This window comes from Daejeonella sp. (assembly GCF_044348475.1).
In the GTDB taxonomy this organism is placed as follows: domain Bacteria; phylum Bacteroidota; class Bacteroidia; order Sphingobacteriales; family Sphingobacteriaceae; genus Daejeonella.
This window is the reverse complement of sequence record NZ_JBIKSU010000015.1, coordinates 14,601-39,437: the sequence shown is the minus strand read 5'-3', so window position 1 is coordinate 39,437 and position 24,837 is coordinate 14,601. Positions and strand designations below refer to the sequence as shown.

The window sequence follows — 24,837 nt, the reverse complement described above, 5'->3', positions numbered from 1 at the left end:
CATCATGGCTAAAATTAAAATAACCCAGATTAAAAGCGTTATCGATAGAAGCGAGCGTCAAAAAAGAACTATGCAGGCATTAGGTTTAAGAAGAATGAACCACTCTGTAGAGGTTGAAGCTAATCCGGCAATTATCGGAATGGTGAGAAAAGTTAATCATTTAGTAGCAGTAGAAAGTATCTAATCATGGACTTAAGTAACTTACAGCCTGCAGAAGGTTCAACAAAAAATAGAAAACGTATCGGTCGTGGAACCGGATCTGGTCGCGGTGGAACTTCCACTCGTGGTCATAAAGGTGCTGGATCACGTTCAGGATACAAGAGCAAGGTCGGTTTTGAAGGTGGTCAAATGCCTTTACAACGCCGTTTACCAAAGGTTGGTTTCAACCCAATTAACCGTACAGAATATGTAGGTGTTAATTTAGATGCATTGCAAGCCCTTGCTGAAAAGTATAATTTAACTTCAATCGATTTTGATACATTCAGAGAGCATGGTTTAGCTTCTAAGAATGACCTAGTTAAAATCTTAGGTAGAGGTGAGGTAAAGTCCAAACTGGATGTTAAAGCGCATGCATTCTCAGCTACAGCTCAAAAAGCGATTGAAGCTTTGGGTGGTGCAATAGTTAAACTATAATTATCCATGAAGAAGTTTTTTACAACGCTATCCCATATTTGGAAAATTGAAGATTTAAGAGCGAGAATTTTATTCACGCTCTTATGTCTTTTAATTTATAGGATAGGTTCATTTATCGTACTACCTGGCGTTAATTCTGCTTCTCTAGACGATGCTCAGGCAAAAGAAGGATTACTTGGATTACTGAATATGTTTGCCGGTGGATCTTTCTCTCGTGCATCTATCTTCGCATTGGGGGTTATGCCTTATATTTCTGCATCAATTGTAGTGCAGTTACTAGGTATTGCTGTACCTTATTTCCAGAAACTTCAAAAGGAAGGTGAGAGCGGACGTAAAAAAATCAATCAGTTTACACGTTATCTGACCATTATCATTACTGCCTTACAAGCAATTGGATATGTACGTTCACAGATCAGCCCTGATGCTCGCTTGCTTTCAGAGCCTATGTTCACCGTTTCTTCTATGTTTATATTAACGGCAGGAACCATGTTTGTGATGTGGTTAGGAGAGAAAATTACTGATAAAGGTATTGGAAACGGTATTTCCATGATCATCATGGTAGGTATCATCGCTCAATTACCTTTTGGTATTCTTTCTGAGTTTAACTCTCGTATGGGAGCTCAAGGAGGTTTGATCTCTTTTATCGTTGAGATTGCTGCTTTGTTCCTGGTAGTAATGTTTACTATCTTGATTGTTCAGGGTGTCAGAAAAATTCCAGTACAGTATGCTAAAAAGATTGTTGGAGCAAAACAATATGGTGGTGTACGTCAATATATTCCATTAAAGGTAAATGCTGCTGGTGTTATGCCGATTATTTTCGCTCAGGCAATTATGTTCATACCTACCACCATTGGTTCATTCTTTCCTGCAGCACAATCTTCTTTCTTAGCCGCGTTCAGTGATTATACATCTTTAACGTATAACTTGACCTTTGGCTTTATGATCATTGCCTTTACTTTTTTCTATACAGCTATTACCGTTAATCCGGTTCAAATGTCTGATGATATGAAAAAAAATGGCGGGTTTGTTCCTGGAGTAAAGCCAGGTAAGTCAACGGGTGATTATATTGATGCAGTGATATCAAAGATCACATTACCTGGATCAGTATTTTTAGCGATTATTGCGATCATGCCATCTCTCGCTATTATCCTTGGTGTTAACAGTCAATTTGCTAATTTCTATGGCGGTACATCTCTGTTAATTCTGGTTGGGGTTGTTTTAGATACGTTACAGCAGATTGAAAGTCATTTATTAATGCGTCATTACGATGGATTAATGAAAACTGGCAGGATAAAAGGTCGTACTCCTGTTTCGGCAGGTGGTTCGGTAATTTAGGATCCATGTCTAAGATTTTTTACAAGTCTTCTGAAGATATTGAGAAAATCAGGGAAAGTTCTCTGCTTGTTTCGAAAAGTTTGGCTGAAGTAGCCAAAAATATCCGAGAAGGTGTAAAGACTATTCAGCTTAATAAAATTGCAGAAGAGTTTATCCGTGATCATGGTGGCGTTCCTGCATTTTTGAATTACAATGGATTTCCTTATTCCCTTTGCATTTCATTAAATGATCAGGTAGTACATGGATTTCCGAGTGAGTATGTTATCAAAGACGGAGACATTGTTTCAGTTGATTGTGGTGTGATATTAAATGAGTTCTTTGGCGACTCAGCCTATACGTTTCCTATTGGGAATGTAAATGCTGAGACAATGAAGCTTCTTAAAGTTACCAAAGAGTGTTTAAACCTTGCTATTGAAAAGGCTGTAGTTGGAATGAGAGTGGGTGATGTGGGTTATGCAGTTCAGGAACATGCTGAGAAAAATGGTTTTGGTGTAGTGAAAGAACTGGTAGGTCATGGTGTTGGAGTAAAACTGCACGAAAAGCCAGAGGTTCCTAATTATGGAAAGCGTGGTTCTGGGATAAAATTGGAAGAGGGGATGGTTATTGCAATCGAACCCATGATCAATGCAGGTAAGGCTGGTGTTAAATTCTGGGAAGATGGCTGGACAGTAAGTACTGTCGATAAGAAAACATCTGCGCATTATGAGCATACAGTGGCAATTAAAAGGGGTAAAGCCGATGTGCTTTCGTCATTTGAATACATTGAGGAAGTTTTAAAACAAAAAGATTAAATATTAAAAATTTTTATTTAATTTTGCATCCCTGTTGTGATGGGCTTAGGGTTTGAAATTTTGTTTGTAAAGCTGTTGTATTCAAGAGAATTACAAGAATTTTCAATCAGAGTTTGCATTAAAGCAGGAAAAATTAAATAATATATGGCCAAACAGGCTTCAATAGAACAAGACGGAATAATTAGAGAGGCATTGTCTAATGCAATGTTTCGTGTTGAGTTGGAAAACGGACATGAAATCATTGCGCACATTTCTGGTAAGATGAGGATGCACTACATCAAGATTCTACCTGGAGATAAAGTGAAATTGGAAATGTCTCCTTATGATTTGAGTAAAGGCAGAATAACATACAGATATAAATAGGATAAAGATGAAAGTTAGAGCATCCATCAAAAAACGTAGTGCTGATTGTAAGGTGATCCGTCGCAAAGGAGTACTTTATGTGATCAACAAAAAGAACCCAAAATTTAAACAACGTCAGGGATAATATTAATAGTAATAAGTAATTAGTAATAAGTTATAAGTTTTTGACTTTCTACTTATAACCGACAACTTATAACTTACAACTCAAGGAATTATGGCAAGGATAGCAGGTATTGATTTACCAAGAAACAAAAGAGGAGAGATCGGACTTACTTACATTTTCGGTATCGGAAAGGCAACTGCACAAAGAATACTGAACGATGCGGGTATAGATGTGAATATTAAAGTTCAAGACTGGAGCGATGATCAGTTAGCAGCAATTCGTGGTTTTATCAACGATGAAATCAAAGTTGAAGGTGCATTACGTTCTGAAGTACAATTAAACATCAAGCGTTTAATGGATATCGGTTGTTATCGCGGCTTACGTCACCGTAAGGGATTGCCAGTTCGTGGTCAGCGTACCAAGAATAACTCACGTACTCGTAAAGGAAAACGTAAAACTGTTGCAAATAAGAAAAAAGCAACGAAGTAAGATAGGAGATATGAGATTTGAGATATGAGAGTATTTCGAATCCTGATCTCAATTATTTAACAGATTAAGCGGATATGATTTCGGATCTTAATGGATCATACTTCATGATTAAACAAAAAGAAATAGGTAGGAGTGCCGGGGTCTAATTTCAGATCTTAAGTCTCACATCTCAAATCTCAAAAAATGGCTAAAACTAAAAAAGTTACCAAAAAGCGTGTTGTAATTGTAGAGCCTATTGGCGAAGCACACGTTAACGCTACATTTAATAATATCATAATTACCTTAACCAATCTTCAGGGTCAAACCATTTCATGGTCTTCGGCTGGAAAGATGGGCTTTAAAGGTTCTAAGAAAAATACTCCATATGCTGCCGGACAGGCTGCTGGTGATTGTGCTAAAGTAGCGCATGATCTTGGCCTTCGTAAGGTTCAGGTGTACGTTAAGGGTCCGGGTTCTGGTCGTGAGTCTGCTATCCGTACTTTGCAAACTGCAGGTATTGAAGTTACTACGATTCAGGATATCACTCCACTTCCACACAATGGATGTCGTCCTCCTAAAAGAAGAAGAGTTTAATACATATAATTAATAAATTTTTTTAAAGCTAAGATTCTCCCGACATGGTTGGGATGATACTTTAAAAACCAAACAAAAATGGCTAGATACACAGGACCCAAGTCCAAAATTGCCCGAAGATTCAGAGAACCAATTTTTGGTCCTGACAAGGCATTAGAAAGAAAGAATTATCCCCCAGGGATGCACGGTACCTCCAGAAAAAGAGGAAAGCAATCAGAATTTGCTGTGCAGTTAATGGAGAAGCAAAAGGTTAAATATACTTACGGTGTATTGGAGCGTTATTTCGAAAATCTTTTTCATAAAGCTTCTGCAAAAGAAGGTATTACAGGAGAGAACTTGCTTAAATTCCTTGAGGCACGTTTAGATAATACAGTTTACCGTTTAGGAATTGCTCCAACCCGCTCTGCTGCACGTCAGCTAGTTGGCCATAAGCATATTACTGTGAATGGTGAGATTGTAAATATTGCTTCTTATTCGTTACGTTCTGGTGATATTATCGCAGTTCGTGAACGTTCAAAAAGCCTTGAAGCCGTTGCACATTCAGTGGCTGCAAGAACAATTAATAAATTCAGCTGGTTAGAATGGGATGCAAATTCCTTAACAGGTAAATTCCTGAACTTACCAAGTCGTGATGAGATTCCTGAAAATATCAAGGAAAATCTAATCGTCGAGTTGTACTCTAAGTAATAGTACTGGCCCTGATCTTTTGGAACAAGGCCATTACTGCATTTACATTAACATTCATTAGCAAAATATTAAATGGCAATTTTAGCATTTCAAAAACCTGATAAAGTTATCATGCAGAAATCTACGGATTTCGACGGAACATTTGAATTCAGACCTTTAGAGCCTGGGTTTGGTGTTACCATTGGTAATGCTTTACGAAGAATACTTTTATCTTCCTTGGAAGGTTTTGCAATAACCTCCGTTCGTTTTTCTGGAGTATCACATGAATTTTCAACCATCAAAGGTGTTGTTGAAGACGTAACTGAGATAATCCTTAACTTAAAGCAGGTTCGCTTTAAGAAAATTGGTGAAGCTGGCGATAACGAAAAAGTATTTGTAATTATTAATGGACAAGATCAGCTGAAAGCTGGTGACATTACTAAGTTCTCAAATAACTTTGAAGTTCTTAACTCAGACCTTGTTATCTGTAACATGGAATCTTCAGTTACCCTGGAGATCGAATTGACAGTTAATAAAGGAAGAGGTTATGTTGCAGCAGAAGAAAACAAAAATACTGATGCACCTCTTGGTGTTATCGCTATTGACTCTATCTATACTCCAATAAAAAATGTGAAGTATTCTATTGAGAACTTCCGTGTAGAGCAAAAGACCGATTACGAGAAACTTGTTCTTGATATTACCACTGACGGATCAATTCATCCTGAAGATGCTTTGAAAGAAGCTGCTAAGATTCTTATTCACCACTTCATGTTATTCTCTGATGAGAACATCATGCTTGAATCTCAAGCTAAAGAAGAAACTAAAGAAGTTGATGAGGAAATACTGCATATGCGTAAAATCCTTAAAATGGAATTAGTTGATCTTGATCTTTCTGTTCGTGCTCTGAATTGCTTAAAAGCGGCAGATATACGTTCATTGGCTGATCTTGTTTCTTATGATGTTGCTGATATGCTGAAATTCAGAAATTTTGGTAAGAAGTCATTAACTGAAATCCAAGACTTAGTAAAATCAAAAGGTTTATCCTTCGGTATGAATCTTTCGAAGTTTAAATTAGACGAAGAATAAATAAGCGAAATGCATAATTCCCGATCCCGCAAGGTTGATCGACGGTATGCACGTGCACAATCAAACTAAAAATGAGACACGGTAAAAAAGTAAACCATTTAAGTCGTACAGACAGTCATCGCAGAGCGATGCTTGCTAACATGGCTTCTTCGCTTATATTACACAAGCGTATTACAACTACACTTGCAAAAGCTAAAGCTTTGCGTGTATATGTTGAACCAATTATTACAAGGTCAAAAGACGATTCTACTCACTCACGTCGAACAGTATTTAGTTACTTGCAGAATAAAGAAGTAGTATCTATTCTTTTCCGCGATATCGCCACTAAGGTTGCTGATCGTCCTGGAGGGTATACCCGTATTCTTAAAATGGGAAATCGTTTAGGTGATAATGCTTCTATGGCATTAATCGAATTAGTTGATTACAATGAAGTCTATACTTCAGGCGATTCAGTTGCTGAAAAGAAAACTACTCGTCGTCGTGGTTCAAAATCAAAGAAAGCTGATGACGCTCCTGCTGCAGTAGCTAAAGCTGCGCCTCAAGCTGAAATTGAAGAAGAAGTTGTTGAAGCTTCTGTTTCTGAAGAAGTTCAAGTTGAAGAAGTTCAAGTTGAAGAAGCTCAAGTTGAAGAAGTTCAAGCTGAAGAACCTCAAGCCGAGGCTCCTGCATCAGAAGAAACTTCATCAGAAGACACTCAAGCTGAAGAGAAAAAAGAAGAATAATTTTTTCTTGATCTATACAAAAGACCTGCTCAATGAGCGGGTCTTTTTTGTTTCTGGGATTTATTTATGAGGTATGAGGTCGGAGGTCTGTTATCAGTTGTCAGTTATCAGTTGTCTGTTATCAGTTGTCTGTTATCTGTTATCAGTTGTCTGTTATCAGGTATGAGTTGGTTAGTTGGTTAGTTGGTTAGGTGGTTTTTAGTGATTCGTAATCAATCCGTAATTCGCAATTTTATTATTAAAAAATAATTTCCAAATACTCTAATCACAATACGCAATACGCAATACTCACAATTGGTTGTCAGTTGTCTGTTGTCAGTTATCTGTTATCAGTTGTCGGTTATCAGTTGTCTGTTATCAGGTATGAGTTGGTTAGTTGGTTAGTGGTTTAGTGGTTTGTAAATTACACGGAATATGAAATGCAGCAGAATCTATCTCAATACCCAATACTCACTACTCACTACCCACTACCCAATAAAACTGCCAACCTGTCATTTTCAAAAACCCTTATTTCTATTCAATCAATGGCAAAATACTGTCATTTATGGTTAAGTGTTAATTGGCACAAGCCTTGTTAATTGCTAAGAGGTAAACTAAAATAAATTTAAGAAGGATTTAAATATGGCAAAGATAATTGGTATTGACTTAGGAACTACAAATTCATGCGTATCAGTAATGGAGGGTAATGAGCCTGTAGTTATCCCAAACAGTGAAGGTAAACGTACTACCCCTTCAATTGTGGCATTTGTTGACAATGGAGAACGTAAGGTAGGAGATCCGGCAAAACGTCAGGCAATCACAAACCCTACAAAGACCATTTCTTCAATCAAGCGATTTATGGGTAATAGCTTTGGTGAGGTTACAAATGAAATGGCCCGTGTTCCATACACAGTGGTTAAAGGAGATAATAATACTCCTCGTGTTAAAATAGACGATCGTTTATATACTCCTCAGGAGATCTCTGCAATGATTTTGCAGAAAATGAAAAAAACAGCCGAAGATTTCTTAGGTCATGAAGTGACTGAAGCAGTTATTACTGTTCCTGCTTATTTTAATGATGCTCAACGTCAAGCAACGAAAGAAGCTGGTGAGATTGCAGGATTGAAAGTTTCTCGAATAATCAATGAACCTACCGCTGCAGCACTTGCATACGGGCTAGATAAGGCTCATAAGGATATGAAAATCGTAGTGTTCGACTGTGGTGGTGGTACGCATGATGTTTCTGTTCTTGAGTTGGGTGATGGTGTTTTTGAAGTTAAATCTACTGATGGGGATACTCATCTTGGTGGAGATGACTTTGATGCAGTGATCATTGACTGGATGGCTGATGAGTTTAAGAGTGATGAGGGTATTGATCTTCGTAAAGATCCAATGGCACTTCAACGTTTAAAGGAAGCTGCTGAAAAAGCTAAGATTGAATTGTCAAGTACAGCACAAACAGAGATTAACCTGCCTTATATTTCTGCCGGTGACGGAATGCCTAAGCACCTTGTTAAGTCATTGACCCGTGCCAAATTTGAGCAGTTAGCCGATAGCTTGATCAAAAGAACTATTGAGCCTTGTAAGAAAGCATTAAAGAATGCAGGTTTAAGTACCTCTGATATTGATGAAATCATCTTAGTAGGAGGTTCAACTCGGATTCCTGCAATTCAGGATGCCGTTAAAGCATTCTTTGGTAAAGAACCTTCTAAGGGTGTTAATCCTGATGAAGTAGTTGCCATTGGTGCAGCTATTCAGGGTGGTGTGTTAACTGGAGAGGTTAAAGATGTATTATTACTTGACGTTACTCCGCTTTCATTGGGAATTGAAACCATGGGTGGTGTAATGACTAAATTGATCGAGGCAAATACTACTATTCCGTCTAAAAAGTCGGAAGTGTTCTCAACAGCATCTGATAATCAGCCATCTGTAGAGATTCATATTTTGCAGGGTGAACGCCCAATGGCAAATCAGAACAGAACAATTGGTCGTTTCCACCTAGATGGTATTCCACCTTCACCTCGTGGTATTCCTCAGATTGAAGTAACTTTTGATATTGATGCAAACGGTATCTTACACGTAGCAGCAAAAGATAAAGCAACCAATAAAGAACAAAAGATCCGTATTGAAGCTTCGTCTGGTTTAACTGATGAAGAGATCAAGAAAATGAAAGATGAAGCAGAAGCAAATGCTGAATCTGATCAAATAGCACGCCAGGAAGTGGATAAACTGAATGCCGCTGATGCACTGATCTTTTCTACAGAAAAGCAATTAAAAGAATATGGCGATAAATTATCGGATGATAAAAAAGCTCCTATCGAAGAAGGTTTAAAGAAACTCAAAGATGCTCATGCAGCCAAAGATTTCGTTGCAATGGAAACTTCTCAGGAAGAACTTCAAGCTGCATGGAATGTTGCTTCAGAAGATATGTATAAAGCATCTCAAGAAGCAGGGCAAGGTGCAGGAGGGGCTGAGGCAGGTCAAGAAGCTGCAGCTGATGATACGGTAACCGATGTTGACTTTGAAGAAGTAAAAGACGACGATAAGAAGTAATTCTGAAATTTAATAGTTAAAAACCCCATTCTTTTAGGAGAATGGGGTTTTCTGTTTAATAATACTACGCCAGTTATCTCAAAATTTGTTTTTCAAACTTTCAATACACAAGCAGATTTTTCTTCAGTAATTAAATACTTTTTATAAGCCCAAAAATTACTACCACAGTTTAGCTGGATATTCTCCTGAAGCAACTAGTTTATCAATACATTCTTGTACAATTGGTTTATCTTCAACATACGTAACACCAAACCATTGGTTTTGAGTAGGGATAACTTTAAAGGATGCCTGCTTGTTCTTGATCAAACTTTCCCCTACAAGAGGGATGAAAAATTCAGCCTTTGGATTTTCAACATTGGCAAGCGCAAACTCTTTGAATAATTTTGTGGTCAGGTCGAATACTTCAGTTGTAAATCCCCAGAAATTCATGGATACACGAGTGTCAGATTTTATAGGAAATTCACGACCATTCTCTTCAAATACAATGTTTTTATTTCCGCTTTCATCAGCTTTAAAATAAACTTTTGTACGCTCATGGATCTCGGTTAAATTACCATCCGCATCTACTTCACAAACTCCTCTTGACACAGAGCCATGTTCAGAAAGTGTTTTATCAATCTGAAAGCCGATCATTGAAAATTCCTCATCATTCACTTCGTTACTCAGAAAATCGGCCATTTTTTGGTAGGACTCACGACCGTAGAAATCATCTGCATTGATTACGCAAAACGGCTCTTTTACAGCGTCGCGGGCAGCAAGTACCGCATGTGCAGTTCCCCAGGGCTTTGTTCTTTCAATTTCAATATCGATACCAAAAGGCTTAAGATCAAATGTCTGGAAAACATAATCTGTTTTGATTTTCCCCTGTAATTTAGGTTCAAAAATACCTTTAAAGTTTTCAGCAAACTCTTCTTTGATCACAAAGATTACTTTACCGAATCCAGCTTTTATTGCATCGTATATAGAATACTCTATGATTGTTTCACCGTTTGGTCCAAATCCATCTGTTTGTTTCATGCTGCCATATCGGCTTGCCATTCCTGCTGCCAGGATCACTAAAGTAGGTTTCATGCTTATCTTGAATTAATATTTATTTCTGTTTTTATATCAGTTTCTTAGTTAGAATTAAAGGTTGATTAAAACTAAAATGCAATTTTATTTTCATACGCTTTAATAAAGTGGAAACTTCAATTTATATATTTTCTCAATGCTCCTTTCATTCCTTTTATGAAACAAAATCAGCAAAATAATTAGTTATTTTTAACGTATTTCTCTAGCCAGTTATCCATTTCCCACATCATATGCAGAATGGATTCTTTAGCTCTGTAAGCATGTGATTCGGAAGGCAGTAAAACCAGTCTGGTGATAGCTCCATGGCCTTTCAGAGCCGTATAAAGCCTTTCACTTTGCATAGGAAATGTACCTGTATTATTATCTGCCTGTCCGTGAATTAATAATAATGGAGTCTTGATCTTATCTGCATATGAGAAAGGAGACATTTTATTATAAACCAAAGGTGCCTGCCAATAGGTTCGCTCTTCAGCCTGAAAGCCAAAAGGTGTAAGACTTCGGTTATATGCTCCGCTTCTTGCAATTCCTGCTGCAAAAAGATCGGTTTGTGCCAACAGATTTGCGGTCATGAATGCACCGTAAGAATGCCCCCCAATGGCAATACGTTTTCTGTCGGCAACTCCTAGTTTTACCAAGTAGTTAATAGCGGCCTCTGCATTGTATCTGATCTGTTCAATAAAGGTATCATTTGGTTCTTTATTGCTTTCGCCAACAACCGGCATATCGGCATTATCCAAAACAGCATATCCTCGGGTAACCCAATAAACTGGTGATCCGGAACTCAACATACTGAATGTATGAGGTGAGCCTTTAACTTGTCCGGCAGCCTCTATTGTTTTAAATTCTCGTGGATATGCCCAAATCAGTACAGGAAGGGGAGTGTCCCCAATTTTGAAACCAGCCGGTAAGTATAAAGTACCTCCTAGGTTGATCCCATCTAAACGAGTATAACTCACCTGTTTTTTCTGCACGCCATTTAATTCAGGATATGGATTTGAAAAATTAGTGATCTGTGTGTATACAGAATCCGACAGATTGACCCTGAAGTAATTTTTGACTGTCTCTGCAGATTCTCTGCTATTGATAATGAATTTGCCATTATTAAAGAAAACAGGGCGCTCAAAATAGGGGGCAGCAGAGTGGAAAATAGTATCCCTGATCTTAGTTTTAATATTGAATTTTAAAATCATTGGACGATCGCCTTCTGGAGAAGAACCATCGCTGATGCTGAAAATATTCAAGTTATCAGGGTCACTAATTCGTTTTAAACCATTGAATTCTGTTAACAATACATTTCTTTTATATTCATTTTTCTTGGTTACCAGTACGCCAGGATCGCTGTAAGTATCTTCATAATAGCGATCAAAAAGATTTACTCTGAAATTTTCAGTTCCCGGTTTAATAAAAATGCGTCTTTCTGCTCTTGTTTTCCACCATCGCTCGGTCAGGATTGCTAGTTTATCATCGCCCCAAACAATTGAATAAAACCTGAAATAACATTCAGCTAATTTGAGTGCATTCTGGTTGAATGGTGCAGCTTGAGTATAGACTATATCGCGTATTGTTGCTTGTTGTGATGGGTTTCCATTATCCAAAGCTTCAACCCAGTAGAGCGTTGCTCCTTTATCGGCACGCCAACCAAATTCTCTGGGTCCTTTTGGCACGCCATCAAATCCTGCAGGAATATTTTCTGCCAAAGGTGCATCAAATAACTTTTTTACCAGTTTTCCTTTAGTATCATAAAGGCTTGTAGTAAAAGGAAATAAGCCTATAGGCACCGTATAGGAATAGGGATGATTGATATTGGAAAGTAGAATATATTTTCCATCTGGAGAATATTCAAATGATCGGATAATCTGTGGCTGTAGAAAATTACTGCTTTCTCCTTCCATATTAACCAGTTTTAATTGTGAGGTTAAAAAGTGATCGAAAGCCATTTCGTCATAAGGACTTTTCAATAAGTCCTGATAGGTTGGAGCAGGGGTAGATTTTCCTGTATTTTCCTGAATAACCGGACCTGGGGGTATTCGTTTTGGTTCTGTTAGTGCAGTTCTTTTTGAGTCAACAAATTGAGCAAGAATTGTCTTTCCATCTGGGTTCCAGACAAAAATTTTCCCGTAAGTTTTATTGATATGCTCCATGCCCAGCCGCTTTGCTGCAAGTGATTTCAAATCGGCAACCCATAATTCGATTCCGGTTTGGCTGGTATGGGTAAATGCGATCTTAGTTTCGTCAGGCGACCATGTGATATCTGAAAGCTTCGCATCAGTAGGTAATCCGGCAAAAACTGACTCTTGACCAGTGCTCAGGGATTTTATTTTTATTCCTTTAAAAAATGTTGATCGACTTGGGCCATTAGTTAAAGGATCAATTCGAAGTCCGGCAAGTCGATATTCAGGCTGTGATAGCTCATCGATTGTTGGAAGTCCTGACATTTCCAATAAAAGCATCCACTCGCCATCAGAACTGATTCTCACTCCCGGGCTAAGTGGAGCTTCAAGCAAACTGATTAGTGATTGGGGTGGCTTTTGATAGGCCGTGTTTTGCTGAGCTGAAAGGGGTGTTGTACAAACAAAACCTGCTATTAATATTAAGGCGGTACGTTTAATCATTCAAATTTTATTTTTTTTGACCTCTTAGCACAGAATTAAGGCCATATTGTTTTATTGATAACTAAGATTCGATATAAAGATTCATTTCCTAAAAATTCAACAAAAATAAAACTAATGATTTATATCTGTTGCTATAATGTTTCTTAAAGCTACTTTACAGACCTGAAATCCTGATCAACCTGAATACTAAGCAGCGATTCGTAAATGAGCCGAATCACATTATCAACGTCTTCTTTATGAATCATTTCAACAGTGGTGTGCATATATCGTAGAGGCAGTGAGATTAGTGCAGAAACTACCCCTTCATTTGAATAAGCAAAAGCATCGGTGTCTGTCCCGGTTGATCTGGAAGATGCCTGTCGCTGGAATGGGATGTTATTAGCTTCGGCTGCTTTGATCAATAATTTATTCAAATTAGTTTGTACAGCAGGCGCATAGGATACTACAGGACCTTTTCCGCATGCAAGGTCGCCCTGCGTGATCTTGCTGATCATCGGTGTTTGTGTATCATGCGTAACGTCAGTCACGATCGCAATATTTGGTTTTATACGGTGTGCGATCATTTCTGCCCCACGAAGTCCGATTTCTTCTTGCACAGAGTTAACAATGTATAATCCAAAAGGTAATTTTTTCTTATTCTCTGTTAATAAACGCGCCACTTCAGCGATCATAAATCCACCTGCACGATTATCAAGGGCACGACCAACGTAATAGCGATTATTCAGGACCATAAATTCATCCTCATAGGTAATGACACAACCTACATGGATACCAAGTTTTTCAACTTCATCGCTACTGGTACAGCCGCAATCAAGAAATATATTTTTCAAAGTTGGAGCTTCTTCTTTCTCACCGCTGCGTGTATGAATGGCGGGCCAGCCAAATACAGCTTTGACAATTCCTTTATCGGTATGGATGTTCACCCGTTTCGAAGGAGCAATCTGATGGTCTGAGCCACCATTTCTGATGACATAGATCAATCCATCTTTGGTAATATAATTCACAAACCAAGAAATTTCATCGGCATGAGCTTCAATCACCACCTTGAATTTAGCTTTCGGATTGATTACTGCAACCGCAGTGCCATAATTGTCAACCATGTGCTCATCAGTATACGGTTTGATATAATCTAGCCATAGACGTTGACCTTCCCATTCAAATCCAGTCGGCGATGGATTGTTTATATATTTTTCAAAAAATGCGAGTGATTTTTTTGTCACCACGGGAATGTGCTTATGATCTTTATTTTTTGCCATCTTCTTATTTAGTTTTTAATATTTTCTCCATGATCACATAATCATGTCCATCCTTTTGGAAGGAGTTTTCAGTTTCTATAAACCCAAATTTACTATAAAATCCTGAAGCATTTTTGCGGGCATTACACCAAATGCGTTGATAATTCTCTGCTTCAGCTATTTCAAGTAAATAATTTAATAATTCAGTTCCATAACCTTTTCGCTGATAGGATTCAAGAGTTGCAAATTTTCTGAATTGTATAGAATGGTCATTTTTAAAAAATGAAAGTACGCTGATCAGTTTGTTCTCGTCAAATAATCCGAGGTGCGTACCATTTTCATCATCAGGTAGCATGATCTTATCAAGTGGCTGCCCTGGATATAAAACTTCTCTGCGTATACGCCAGGTTAATTCATGAGATATTTGCTCAATATGCGACATGATAAAATCAAATTACAATGGGATATTCCCATGCTTCTTTTTCGGATTATTAACCACCTTATTCTCAAGCATTTTAAAGGCTTTAATAAGCTTTTTTCTGGTTTCTGAAGGCTCGATTACTTCATCTATGAAGCCCCGTTCTGCTGCACGGTAAGGATTTGCGAAAATATCCGAATATTCCTTTTCCTTCTCTATCCAACGTGCATTTGGATCATCGGCTGCTGCAATTTCCTTCTTGAAAATAATCTCAGCAGCTCCTTTAGCTCCCATAACTGCGATTTCAGCACTTGGCCATGCGTAATTCATGTCGGCACCGATATGCTTGGAATTCATCACATCGTAGGCACCACCATAGGCTTTTCTGGTGATCACTGTAATTCGAGGTACTGTAGCTTCACAGAAAGCATATAATAATTTAGCCCCGTTGGTAATAATGGCATTCCATTCCTGGTCTGTACCGGGTAGGAAACCGGGAACATCTTCTAGAACAAGAAGTGGGATATTAAAGCTATCACAAAAGCGTACAAAGCGGGCACCCTTAACCGATGAATTGATGTCCAGTACACCTGCTAAGAATGCAGGTTGATTGGCTACAATACCGATACTTCTTCCTGCCAGGCGGGCAAAACCAACCACAATGTTCTCTGCAAAATCTTTATGGACTTCAAGAAAAGAGTCTTCATCAGCCAACTCGGTGATTATTTCACGAATGTCATAAGGCTGAGAATTATTTTCAGGAATGATATCATTTAACTTTGGTCTATGCTCTTGGCCAGGTTCATAGGCAATGGCAGGAGTATTTTCCTCGCAGTTCTGAGGCATGTATCCTAGAAGTTTTTTAATATGATTGATTACATCAAGCTCATTGCTACAGGCAAAATGTGTGACTCCTGATTTAGTAGCGTGCGCTGATGCGCCTCCCAAATCTTCAGAACTCACAATTTCATGGGTTACTGTTTTAACTACATTGGGCCCGGTAACAAACATATAGGAAGTGTTTTCTACCATCAGAACAAAGTCTGTAATAGCGGGCGAATAAACAGCACCTCCTGCACAGGGCCCCATAATGGCAGATAGTTGTGGAACTACTCCCGATGCCATGGTGTTTTTATAAAATATGTCGGCATAGCCTCCAAGAGAAACTACTCCTTCCTGAATTCGGGCACCTCCTGAATCATTTAATCCGATAACAGGAGCACCATTTTTCATTGCCAGATCCATGATTTTGCAAATTTTTTCGGCATGAGTTTCAGAAAGAGAGCCCCCAAAAACTGTAAAATCTTGAGAGAACACATAAACAAGACGGCTGTTGATAGTTCCATATCCAGTGACAACTCCATCGCCGGGATAATGTTCTTTTTCCATGCCAAAATCTGTGGAACGATGCATAACCAGCATTCCGATTTCTTCAAATGAACCCTCATCCAACAAAAAATGCAATCGCTCTCTGGCTGTAAGCTTGCCTTTTTTATGCTGGCTTTCAATTCTGGCCTTTCCTCCACCCAAAAGGGCTTCTTCTTGTTTTTTCCTTAAAACTTCTATTTTATTGTTCAAAATATGCCGGGTTTTTTAATTGCTCATTAGGGGTGAAATTACTAAAAATTGAATAAAGGAATCGAACAAAGCAGCTGTTTTCATTTCACAACATTAATGTTTTTGGATATTTAAGATCCAATTGACCATTGGAGGGGGCGATTCAGCAAGGTGTGATTATAAATTGTTGTAATAAGGGTATAAATGCCTAGATTAAAAGAATTAGTTTATAAACCGGCAAAAAATAATTAACTATGTTTTTTAGAAAGTTAATAAATAAAAAGCAGCTGAAATGTCAATTGAAAGAAGCGAAAAACAAAAACGTGGTTATGAGGAATTACTTCAGGGTAATCGTGACTGGGTAAAGAATGAAACAGAAAAGGATCCTGAATATTTTGATAAATTGGCAGCCGGACAGGAGCCTGATGTTCTCTGGATAGGTTGTTCAGACAGTAGGGTTCCTGCCAATGAAGTGACTAATACCAAACCTGGTCAGGTTTTTGTTCACCGTAATATTGCAAACGTCTGTGTACATTCTGATATGAATATGCTCAGTGTTCTAGATTATGCAGTCAATGTTTTAAAAGTGAAGCATGTGATTGTATCTGGGCATTATGGTTGTGGTGGTATAGCCGCTGCTTTAAGTAATCAGCAATTTGGGCTAATTGATAACTGGCTTCGCCATATTAAAGATGTTTATCGTTTACATAGCCATGAACTAGACAGGATTTCGGATGAAACGCTAAAAGTTAACCGCCTTGTTGAATTAAACGTGATTGAGCAGGTTTATAACTTATGTAAAACTACCATTGTTCAGAATGCATGGCGTGAAAGAGAAGACCTTGAAATCCATGGCTGGGTAATTGATATTAGTACTGGTCTTGTGAAAGACTTGCATGTTACTGCAAAATCAAGCGAAAACTTGGGTGAAGTATTTAAACTGGATGAGTCTAGAGTAAGCTAAATCGATAGATTTAGCTTACTCTAGTAATAAGTAATAAGTAATAGGTAATAAGTAATAAGTAATAAGTAATAAGTAATAAGTAATAGGTAATAGGTAATAAGTAATAAGTAATAAGTAATAAGTAATAAGTAATAGGTAATAAGTAATAGGTAATAAGTTTTCTGAGGTATGGGATCAGAAAAAGCAGTAAATCTCAATTAGCACTAAACTATCTTTGTTCTATTTTCTGTTATCAGTTATCAGTTATCAGTTATCTGAGGTATGAAGTCTGAAGTATGAGATTGCACGATTTGCTTTCTGCTTTTGACTTTCTGCTTTTAGCTTGTGAGAGGTATGAAGTCCGAGGTATGAAGTCTGAAGCATGAAGTATGAGATTGCACGATTTGCTTTTAACTTATTACTTACAACTTATTACTTACAACTTTCTGCTAACCAACTACCCTACTCTTTATCCAAAAACGGATATCTGTAATCTTTAGGTGGATCGAAAGTTTCTTTGATCGTTCTTGGTGAAACCCATCTCAATAAATTGATCATGGAACCTGCTTTATCATTAGTGCCCGATCCTCTGGCACCTCCAAAGGGTTGTTGACCTACAACGGCTCCTGTACATTTATCGTTGATGTAAAAATTACCTGCCGCATTTCTTAAGGCTTGGGTGGCTGCGGCCAGAGCATATCGATCTTGCGCTAATACAGCTCCAGTAAGTGCATAAATTGAAGTTTTGTCTATAATTTCAAGTGTTTTTTCAAAATCTTTATCCTCATAAACAAAAATGGTAAGTACTGGGCCAAACAATTCCTCACACATGGTTATATAGTTTGGGTCTTTTGAAAGGAGCACTGTAGGTTCAATAAAATAGCCTTTCGACTTATCGTAGTTTCCTCCTGCTACGATCTCAATATCTTGATCATTTTTAGCGTTATCTATAAATCCCCTTAGTTTATCGAATGATTTTTCATCGATCACCGCATTAACAAAATTCCCGAAATCTTCTGTAGGACCAATTTTCAGGCTTGCAAGATCACGCTTTAATAATTCTTTGATTGCCGGCCATACTGATGCCGCGATATAAACCCTTGATGCGGCAGAACACTTTTGACCTTGATATTCAAATGCTCCCCGAATGATTGCAGTGCTTGAAGCTTCTACATCTGCAGAGCCATGTACTACAATAAAATCTTTACCACCTGTTTCACCAACAATGCGCGGATAGGTTTTATATTTATGGATATTGTTACCAATGGTCTTCCAAATATCTTGAAATACTGTAGTAGAACCGGTAAAATGTATACCTGCAAAATCAGGATGGTTAAAAATAACCTCGCCAGCATCCGGGCCTGAAACATATACCAGGTTGATCACGCCATCTGGTAAACCGGCCTCACGGAAAATCTGCATCAAGACATTTGCAGAATAAATCTGTGTGTTTGATGGTTTCCAAACCACCACATTGCCCATCATTGCCGCTGAAGTAGGTAAATTACCAGCAATTGCGGTGAAGTTAAAAGGAGTTAATGCAAATACAAATCCTTCGAGTGCTCTCTGCTCTAGTCTGTTCCAACTTCCTCTAGGTGATACTGGAGGCTGTTGCTGGTAGATTTCGGTCATATATTTTACATTGAACCGCAGAAAATCAATTAGCTCACAGGCAGCGTCAATTTCAGCCTGAAATGCATTTTTTGATTGCCCCAGCATCGTAGCAGCATTGAGTGCATACCGGTATGGTCCAGCAATTAGATCGGCAGCTTTCAAGAAAATAGCTGCGCGTTGCTCCCATGCTAAATTTTCCCATGCTTCTTTGGCTTTTAATGCTGCTGATATTGCATCAGAAACATGTTGTTTGCTTCCTTGGCTATAAGTTCCTAGCAAATGCTGATGATCATGCGGCGGGTAGATATTAACCTTTTTATCTGTTCTTACTTCTTTGCCATCAATGTACATCGGTATATCGATCGTTTTGGAACGTGCATCAGCAAGTGCTTGTTTTAGTAAAGTTCTTTCTTTACTTCCCGGAGCATAATTTAATATCGTTTCATTGACCGGTTGTGGTACGTTGAAAAATCCTTTTAACATAATTGGTGTTCTTAGTTAATCAAAGATAAGGCTTTGGTTGAAATCTGCGGATTGATTCCATTTAAAAATAAAAAGGGTTGATTATTAATTGGGGATATAACAGAAACGTTTGTTATAAACATATTGTTGTTTAGTATCAATTTGAAACATGATTATTCTCATAATCTGTAGGGATTTATTTGTTGAGTTTTGTCTAAACCACCCCTCAGTCTGCATACCTTTCCAAACCCTCTGCTGGCTTCCAGGTAGATTTAGGCTCATAATAGTTCCATAGCAATTTTGAAAGATTCCTGATGAGTTGATAACCTTCATTATCAGAGGTCCAGCTTTCATCTTTCTGGTTTTTGGTAGCAATGCAGAATACATAATCGCCATGTGGGGCATTGACTAGTACTACCTCTGATCTAGAACGGTTTACTGCTCCCTGTTTTGATGCAGCCTGGATATAAGGTGGTATTTCTGAAAGGGCTTCAGCGTCCCAATAAATTCGCACCATATTGCGATACATACGCTGGCTTGCTGCTGGGCTTACTGCCTGCCCATCTCTGATTTTTTTTACTAGCATAGCCATTTCTTTTGGGGTAGTTTGCCCCCAGCCATAAAGCTTCTGGTATGCTTGCCGGCCAGCTGTTCTTGAATTCAAACGAGTTTGTTCAAAACCATTTTCTGATAACCATTGATTGATATTTTCTGATCCAGCTAACTTTTGAAGCCATAAACTGGCAGTATTATCACTTGTGGTAATACTAAGCATCTGAACCTTACTGAGCTGTATCTTTTCACCATCTTTAAATGAGCCCAGGATGTCTTCACCGGCATAAAGTAAGCTATCACGATAAGTTAGGTTCTGATGGTAACTTAATTCTTTCTTTTCAATCTTATCAAACACTCCGCACATAATTGGAACTTTGATCATGCTTGCAGTTGGGAAAATGGTGTCAGCGTTGATGGATGCTACTTTGCCTGTTTTTAGATTTTGAACATAAATTCCTACGTCGCCCTTGAAATTTTTCACGAGCATTTGCAATTCTAGTGTTAATCTTTTGTCAGTTCTGGTTTGAGAGTTAGCAGTATCAACCAGAACTAAAAGTGTAACAAAAAGTAAAATCGATTTTCTTATCATAATGATTAATTCAATTATTCAAACATCAATAAATATAAGCGTGAAATCAAATTTGTATTTTTGTTGAAATCAGAATTTATGAAATTTCTTCGTCTGCTCTTATTTCCTTTTTCAATCCTCTATGGAATTGGAGTTTTATTTCGAAATAAGGCGTATGATTATGGTTTATTCAAGTCTGTAAAATTTAAATTGCCCGTCATCTCTGTTGGGAATTTAGCGGTTGGAGGATCAGGAAAAAGTCCGATGACGGAGTACCTTATCCGATTATTGAAGTGGGATTTTACACTGGCAGCTATTAGCCGTGGCTACGGCCGAAGAACTGAAGGGCTATTTTTTGTTCAGGAGGATTATTCTTTTGAGGATACAGGAGATGAACCCCTTCAGATTAAACGCAAATTTGAAGGGATAACAGTGGCAGTTTGTGAAGACAGGGCTCAAGGGATTCAATACGTAGCCTGGGAAAATGATGTAATTATTCTGGATGATGCTTTTCAGCATCGGGCGGTATTGCCCAGTTTAAGTATACTGCTTTTTGAATACTCATCTTTTTCGACCACTCAATTATTACTGCCTGCGGGTAATCTAAGGGAACCTATGTCAGCAAAGAAAAGGGCTAATGTAATTGTTGTAACAAAATGTCCGCTTGATATTGACCCATCAAGAAAACAAGCAATTGCTAAAAAGTTAAAACTGAATTCAAACCAACATCTATTTTTTTCATTTTTGAAATACGGAACCTTGAAATCACTTTATGATAACCAGCTTTCAAGACCAATGAATTCTTTGAGCAGCACTAAAAATATACTTCTTCTCTCAGGAATTGGAAATCCTGTTCCATTATTTCAAGAGCTGTCTAGTTATAATGCTGCAGTGATCCATCATGAATATCCTGATCATCATAATTTTACCGACAAAAATATCGCTAAACTTGTACGGGCATTTAACAAGCTTGAAGCTGGCGATAATGTGGTTATTACCACAGAAAAAGACTCTTTGAGATTACTTTCAGTTGAATTTAAAAAACAATTGATAGGAATTCCTATTTTTTATATTCCTATTGAAACGTATTTTAATGAACCAGAAAAAACATCCTTTAATAATTTAATTATAGAATATGCATCAAAACCTACACCTGGCAAAAGACTATATCAAAGGTAAGATTGGCAACTTTGAGCCCGAAATTGGAATTATTTTGGGTACAGGTTTAGGCAAATTAGTTGATGATATTGAGGTGCATTATAGTTTGATGTATTCCAATATTCCAAATTTTCCAATATCTACATTAGAATTTCATTCTGGAAAATTAATATTTGGAATTCTTAGCGGTAAAAGGGTTGTTGCTATGCAAGGTCGCCTGCATTATTATGAAGGATATGACATGAAGCAGATTACTTTCCCCGTGCGAGTAATGAAAATGCTCGGAATTCAGAAATTGTTCGTTTCTAATGCAAGCGGTGCCTTAAATCCTGCGTATAAAAAAGGAGAATTGATGATCATTAATGATCATATTAACATGCAAACAGACAATCCTTTACGAGGACATAATTCGGAAGAGCTTGGCCCTCGATTTCCTGATATGAGTGAACCTTATAACAGAAAATTAATTGACATGGGAATGGAAATAGCAAAGAAAAATAATATTAGTTGCCATGCCGGAGTTTATGTGTCTGTGAATGGCCCTAATCTTGAAACTAGAGCTGAATACCGATTTTTACGTAATATTGGTGCTGATGCTGTTGGAATGAGTACGGTGCCCGAAGTTATTGTAGCTAATCATATGTCATTACCTGTTTTTGCGATTTCGGTTTTAACAGATGAAGGTTTTCCGGATACGCTTAAGGCAGTGTCACTTGAAGAGATAATTAAAACAGCTGAAGAGGCAGAACCTAAAATGACAAAGATTTTAAAAGATCTTATTTTGGAAATTAATGATCAAACGCTTAGTATTTAGTTCTATTTTATTACTGGCTATTTTCAGCTCTAATGCCTTTGCCCAAAGAACAATTAGGGCAGAAGGAGTTGGAGGCGGTGCAGGTAGAAGTTCGCGAGCAGGTTCGAGTACCGAATCGCAGAATGGTGGGCAGGAAATGAAAGAAGATTCAATCATCTATACTTCTAAATATATCCGGTATACTAATCTAAAAATATTAAAGGATGGAACTCAAACACGTCCTATAGATACTACAGTTTCTAATTTTCAGAATTATAGCCCCATTTACAGATTTGACAAGCCAACTATTGGATTGGGAAGTGCAGGTTTGGCCTATAGAGAACTACTTTTTAATCCCACAAAGACCATTGGATTTGATGCCGGTTTCCATTCGCTGGATGCTTATCGTTTAACCCAAGACTCTATGAAATTTTTCAGGGCCAGAACACCCTATACCGAGCTTTATTACGTTAATGGTCGTACTCAGGAGCAAACCTTCAAAGTTATTCATTCACAAAATGTTAAGCGCAATTTGAATGTGGGTGCCATGTATAATCGTTTAAGTGCAGAAGGATTCTATGTTAATCAAAAGGCTGATCATTTAAATGCTGCTTTGTTTGCTTGGTATGAATCGCCAAATAAACGGTATAATATAGTTGGTGATGTAATCTTTAATACCATTAAGGCAGGAGAAAATGGATCTACAACCAATGATACTATTTTCAAAAGTGATCCTATTGATAAAATAGCTATCCCTGTTCGTTTAAAGGCTAAAAGTAAAGATCTTCCTATGCAAACCTGGCGTCAAACGCAGTTCTTCTTTAAACAATTTTATTATATCGGCAGGATCGATAGTCTTCCTGATACGGAAGCTGCTCAAAAAATATTACCTACACAGCGTTTTTCGCATGCATTAACCTACACTAAAGATCGATATAAGTTTTATCGTAATGAGGATGATGAATTTGGTGCCTTCCCAATCCTTCCTTCCCAATCATTTACTGAGACCAATGATTCTACAAAAATTTCGAATCTTAGAAATGAATTTAATTATAGTTTTTATCTGAGAGGCAAGGCCTTAAGCTTCATAAAAAATGAGTTGAAACTTGATTTAGGACTCCAAAATGATATTTACCGATACGAACAGCTTGATTACCAATCGAATTTTTCAAATACCAGCTTAAAGGCAGGGCTCGCATATAGGTTCAGCGATAAGGTAAGTATTGAAGCAGACTTGAACCAGGTTGCTCAAGGAAAGCATGCAGGAGATTTTCTTTATGAAGCAAATACTTCTTTTTTGTTGAGCAAATCTGTTGGGAGGATAATACTTGGCGCTTATGTTCAGAATAAATCGCCTGAACAGATGTATGAACGTGTAAACTATCAATACCACAGCTGGGACAAGAATTTTGATAGGACAAAGGTGAGTAACCTTTCCTTTTTATATGAAAATTTAAAGTATAAGCTAGCTGCAAAAGCCGAATATTTTCTACTTAATAATTATTTGTATTTCAAGGAAACTTCTAGTGCAAAGCAGATTATGCCTGAGCAGACTGGAACCAATATTAACTTAATTAAGATCACCCTTTCAAAAGACTTTAGGATGGGTAAGTTTAATCTCAATAATTATATAGTCTACCAAAAAACTGATTTTCAGGATGTTTTAAGAACTCCAGAGATTTATTCTTACAATAGCTTTTTTTATGCTACTAGATTTTTCAAGGTGTTGTCAACAAACATAGGTTTTGATGTGCGATTTAATACACCTTTTAAAGCTCCTGCTTATGCAATCAATGTAAGTCAGTTTTATAATGATCATGCATCATTAGAATATTCTACCTATCCGGTTGTTGATGTATTTGTTAGAGCAACTTTAAAACGCTCTAATCTTTTTATAAAGTACGATTACATCAACCAGGGGATGTTTTCAAATGGGTTTTATACCGTAAGAGGGTATCCTATGCATGATAAATTATTAAAATTTGGGGTGAGCTGGAAGTTTTATAATTAATGATCTGTTATCTGTTATCTGTTATCTGTTGTCAGTTATCAGTTGTCAGATAGGAATTGGTTAGTTGGTTAGTAATTAGTTGGTTAGTTAGTAAGAATGAATACCGGTCATTTCAAGGCAAGAAACTTCCTTAACTTATAATTCCTAGTTCTGTTATCAGAGGTATGAAGTCGGAGGTCGGAGGTATGAAGTCTGAGGTATGAAGTCTGAGATTGCACGATTTGCTTTTAACTTATTACTTACAACTTATTACTTACAACTTTCTGCTTTTAGCTTTCTGCTTTTAGCTTTCTGCTTTTAAGAGGTATGAGGTATGAGGTATGAAGTCTGAGGTGCTGCTATGAAATGAAGCTAAATTATCTCAATACGCAATACGCAATACGCACTACGCAATACTCAAAAAGTAGTTATCTGTTATCAGTTGTCTGTTATCTGAAATATGAGGTTGCACGATTTGCTTTCTGCTTTTGACTTTCTGCTTTTGGCTTTCTGCTTTTAGCTTTTAGCTTTCTGCTTTTAATAGGTAGGAGGTCTGAAATATCATACC

At 37.6% G+C, this 24,837-nt stretch carries 23 protein-coding genes; 16 read left to right on the top strand and 7 right to left on the bottom strand.

From position 1 onward, the window contains the following. Nucleotides 1-4 precede the first annotated feature (4 nt). From rpmD to dnaK, 12 genes are all read left to right on the top strand, one after another. A complete protein-coding gene (rpmD, locus tag ACIQZ6_RS05725) occupies nt 5-184 on the top strand; it encodes a 50S ribosomal protein L30 (protein WP_306550756.1) in 180 nt (59 codons plus the stop codon). Between the two features lie 2 nt (nt 185-186). Continuing rightward, the gene (rplO, locus tag ACIQZ6_RS05720) at nt 187-633 is read left to right on the top strand and encodes a 50S ribosomal protein L15 (protein ID WP_306550757.1); all 447 of its coding nucleotides are present in this window, start codon (nt 187-189) and stop codon (nt 631-633) included. A gap of 6 nt (nt 634-639) precedes the next feature. Further along, nucleotides 640-1,968: a preprotein translocase subunit SecY gene (secY, locus tag ACIQZ6_RS05715; protein ID WP_395809076.1), complete on the top strand. Its 1,329-nt coding sequence runs from the start codon at nt 640-642 to the stop codon at nt 1,966-1,968. Between the two features lie 5 nt (nt 1,969-1,973). Further along, nucleotides 1,974-2,759, top strand: a complete 786-nt coding sequence (gene map / locus ACIQZ6_RS05710) for a type I methionyl aminopeptidase (protein WP_395809074.1) — start codon at nt 1,974-1,976, stop codon at nt 2,757-2,759. Between the two features lie 144 nt (nt 2,760-2,903). Then, nucleotides 2,904-3,122 carry a translation initiation factor IF-1 gene (gene infA / locus ACIQZ6_RS05705; RefSeq protein WP_026897900.1) on the top strand — a complete coding sequence of 73 codons (219 nt, stop codon included), beginning with the start codon at nt 2,904-2,906 and terminating at the stop codon, nt 3,120-3,122. A 7-nt stretch (nt 3,123-3,129) separates the two neighbouring features. Further along, nucleotides 3,130-3,246 (top strand): 50S ribosomal protein L36, encoded by a 117-nt coding sequence (gene rpmJ, locus ACIQZ6_RS05700; protein WP_276358784.1) that lies wholly within the window; start codon nt 3,130-3,132, stop codon nt 3,244-3,246. 90 nt (nt 3,247-3,336) lie between these two features. Beyond that, nucleotides 3,337-3,714, top strand: coding sequence for a 30S ribosomal protein S13 (gene rpsM / locus ACIQZ6_RS05695; RefSeq protein WP_395809072.1), 378 nt, complete (start codon nt 3,337-3,339; stop codon nt 3,712-3,714). Nucleotides 3,715-3,897: 183 nt separating this feature from the next. Continuing rightward, nucleotides 3,898-4,287, top strand: a complete 390-nt coding sequence (gene rpsK / locus ACIQZ6_RS05690; protein WP_306550760.1) for a 30S ribosomal protein S11 — start codon at nt 3,898-3,900, stop codon at nt 4,285-4,287. 78 nt (nt 4,288-4,365) lie between these two features. Beyond that, complete coding sequence (gene rpsD / locus ACIQZ6_RS05685; protein WP_395809070.1) at nt 4,366-4,974, top strand: 30S ribosomal protein S4; 609 nt, start codon at nt 4,366-4,368, stop codon at nt 4,972-4,974. Nucleotides 4,975-5,046: 72 nt separating this feature from the next. Then, a complete protein-coding gene (locus tag ACIQZ6_RS05680; protein WP_395809069.1) occupies nt 5,047-6,039 on the top strand; it encodes a DNA-directed RNA polymerase subunit alpha in 993 nt (330 codons plus the stop codon). Between the two features lie 71 nt (nt 6,040-6,110). Next, nucleotides 6,111-6,761, top strand: a complete 651-nt coding sequence (gene rplQ, locus ACIQZ6_RS05675) for a 50S ribosomal protein L17 (RefSeq protein WP_395809067.1) — start codon at nt 6,111-6,113, stop codon at nt 6,759-6,761. Nucleotides 6,762-7,382: 621 nt separating this feature from the next. Further along, nucleotides 7,383-9,293, top strand: coding sequence for a molecular chaperone DnaK (dnaK, locus tag ACIQZ6_RS05670; RefSeq protein ID WP_395809065.1), 1,911 nt, complete (start codon nt 7,383-7,385; stop codon nt 9,291-9,293). A 159-nt stretch (nt 9,294-9,452) separates the two neighbouring features. On the opposite strand, the gene ACIQZ6_RS05665 is transcribed toward dnaK, so the two are convergent. From ACIQZ6_RS05665 to ACIQZ6_RS05645, 5 genes are all read right to left on the bottom strand, one after another. Then, the gene (locus tag ACIQZ6_RS05665; protein ID WP_395809063.1) at nt 9,453-10,364 is read right to left on the bottom strand and encodes an NDP-sugar synthase; all 912 of its coding nucleotides are present in this window, start codon (nt 10,362-10,364) and stop codon (nt 9,453-9,455) included. 179 nt (nt 10,365-10,543) lie between these two features. Further along, entirely contained in the window at nt 10,544-12,976 is a 2,433-nt protein-coding gene (locus tag ACIQZ6_RS05660; protein ID WP_395809061.1) for a prolyl oligopeptidase family serine peptidase, read from the bottom strand. 149 nt (nt 12,977-13,125) lie between these two features. Next, nucleotides 13,126-14,232 carry a M42 family metallopeptidase gene (locus ACIQZ6_RS05655; protein WP_395809060.1) on the bottom strand — a complete coding sequence of 369 codons (1,107 nt, stop codon included), beginning with the start codon at nt 14,230-14,232 and terminating at the stop codon, nt 13,126-13,128. A 4-nt stretch (nt 14,233-14,236) separates the two neighbouring features. After that, entirely contained in the window at nt 14,237-14,653 is a 417-nt protein-coding gene (locus tag ACIQZ6_RS05650; protein ID WP_395809058.1) for a GNAT family N-acetyltransferase, read from the bottom strand. Between the two features lie 12 nt (nt 14,654-14,665). Further along, entirely contained in the window at nt 14,666-16,207 is a 1,542-nt protein-coding gene (locus tag ACIQZ6_RS05645) for an acyl-CoA carboxylase subunit beta (RefSeq protein WP_395809056.1), read from the bottom strand. A 271-nt stretch (nt 16,208-16,478) separates the two neighbouring features. On the opposite strand from ACIQZ6_RS05645, the gene can reads away from it, so the two are divergent. Next, nucleotides 16,479-17,150, top strand: coding sequence for a carbonate dehydratase (can, locus tag ACIQZ6_RS05640; RefSeq protein ID WP_395809054.1), 672 nt, complete (start codon nt 16,479-16,481; stop codon nt 17,148-17,150). A 441-nt stretch (nt 17,151-17,591) separates the two neighbouring features. On the opposite strand, the gene pruA is transcribed toward can, so the two are convergent. Beyond that, nucleotides 17,592-19,226, bottom strand: a complete 1,635-nt coding sequence (gene pruA, locus ACIQZ6_RS05635) for an L-glutamate gamma-semialdehyde dehydrogenase (protein WP_395809052.1) — start codon at nt 19,224-19,226, stop codon at nt 17,592-17,594. 205 nt (nt 19,227-19,431) lie between these two features. Beyond that, the gene (locus ACIQZ6_RS05630) at nt 19,432-20,349 is read right to left on the bottom strand and encodes a serine hydrolase (RefSeq protein WP_395809050.1); all 918 of its coding nucleotides are present in this window, start codon (nt 20,347-20,349) and stop codon (nt 19,432-19,434) included. A gap of 78 nt (nt 20,350-20,427) precedes the next feature. Here ACIQZ6_RS05630 and lpxK point away from each other — a divergent pair, with 78 nt between their 5' ends. From lpxK to ACIQZ6_RS05615, 3 genes are read left to right on the top strand one after another with little or no spacing between them, the layout of a single operon-like run. After that, nucleotides 20,428-21,507, top strand: a complete 1,080-nt coding sequence (gene lpxK / locus ACIQZ6_RS05625) for a tetraacyldisaccharide 4'-kinase (protein ID WP_395809048.1) — start codon at nt 20,428-20,430, stop codon at nt 21,505-21,507. Further along, the gene (locus ACIQZ6_RS05620; RefSeq protein WP_395809046.1) at nt 21,464-22,300 is read left to right on the top strand and encodes a purine-nucleoside phosphorylase; all 837 of its coding nucleotides are present in this window, start codon (nt 21,464-21,466) and stop codon (nt 22,298-22,300) included. Before lpxK ends, ACIQZ6_RS05620 begins: the two co-directional genes overlap by 44 nt. Further along, nucleotides 22,278-24,290, top strand: a complete 2,013-nt coding sequence (locus ACIQZ6_RS05615) for a putative porin (protein ID WP_395809044.1) — start codon at nt 22,278-22,280, stop codon at nt 24,288-24,290. Before ACIQZ6_RS05620 ends, ACIQZ6_RS05615 begins: the two co-directional genes overlap by 23 nt. Nucleotides 24,291-24,837: the final 547 nt, after the last annotated feature.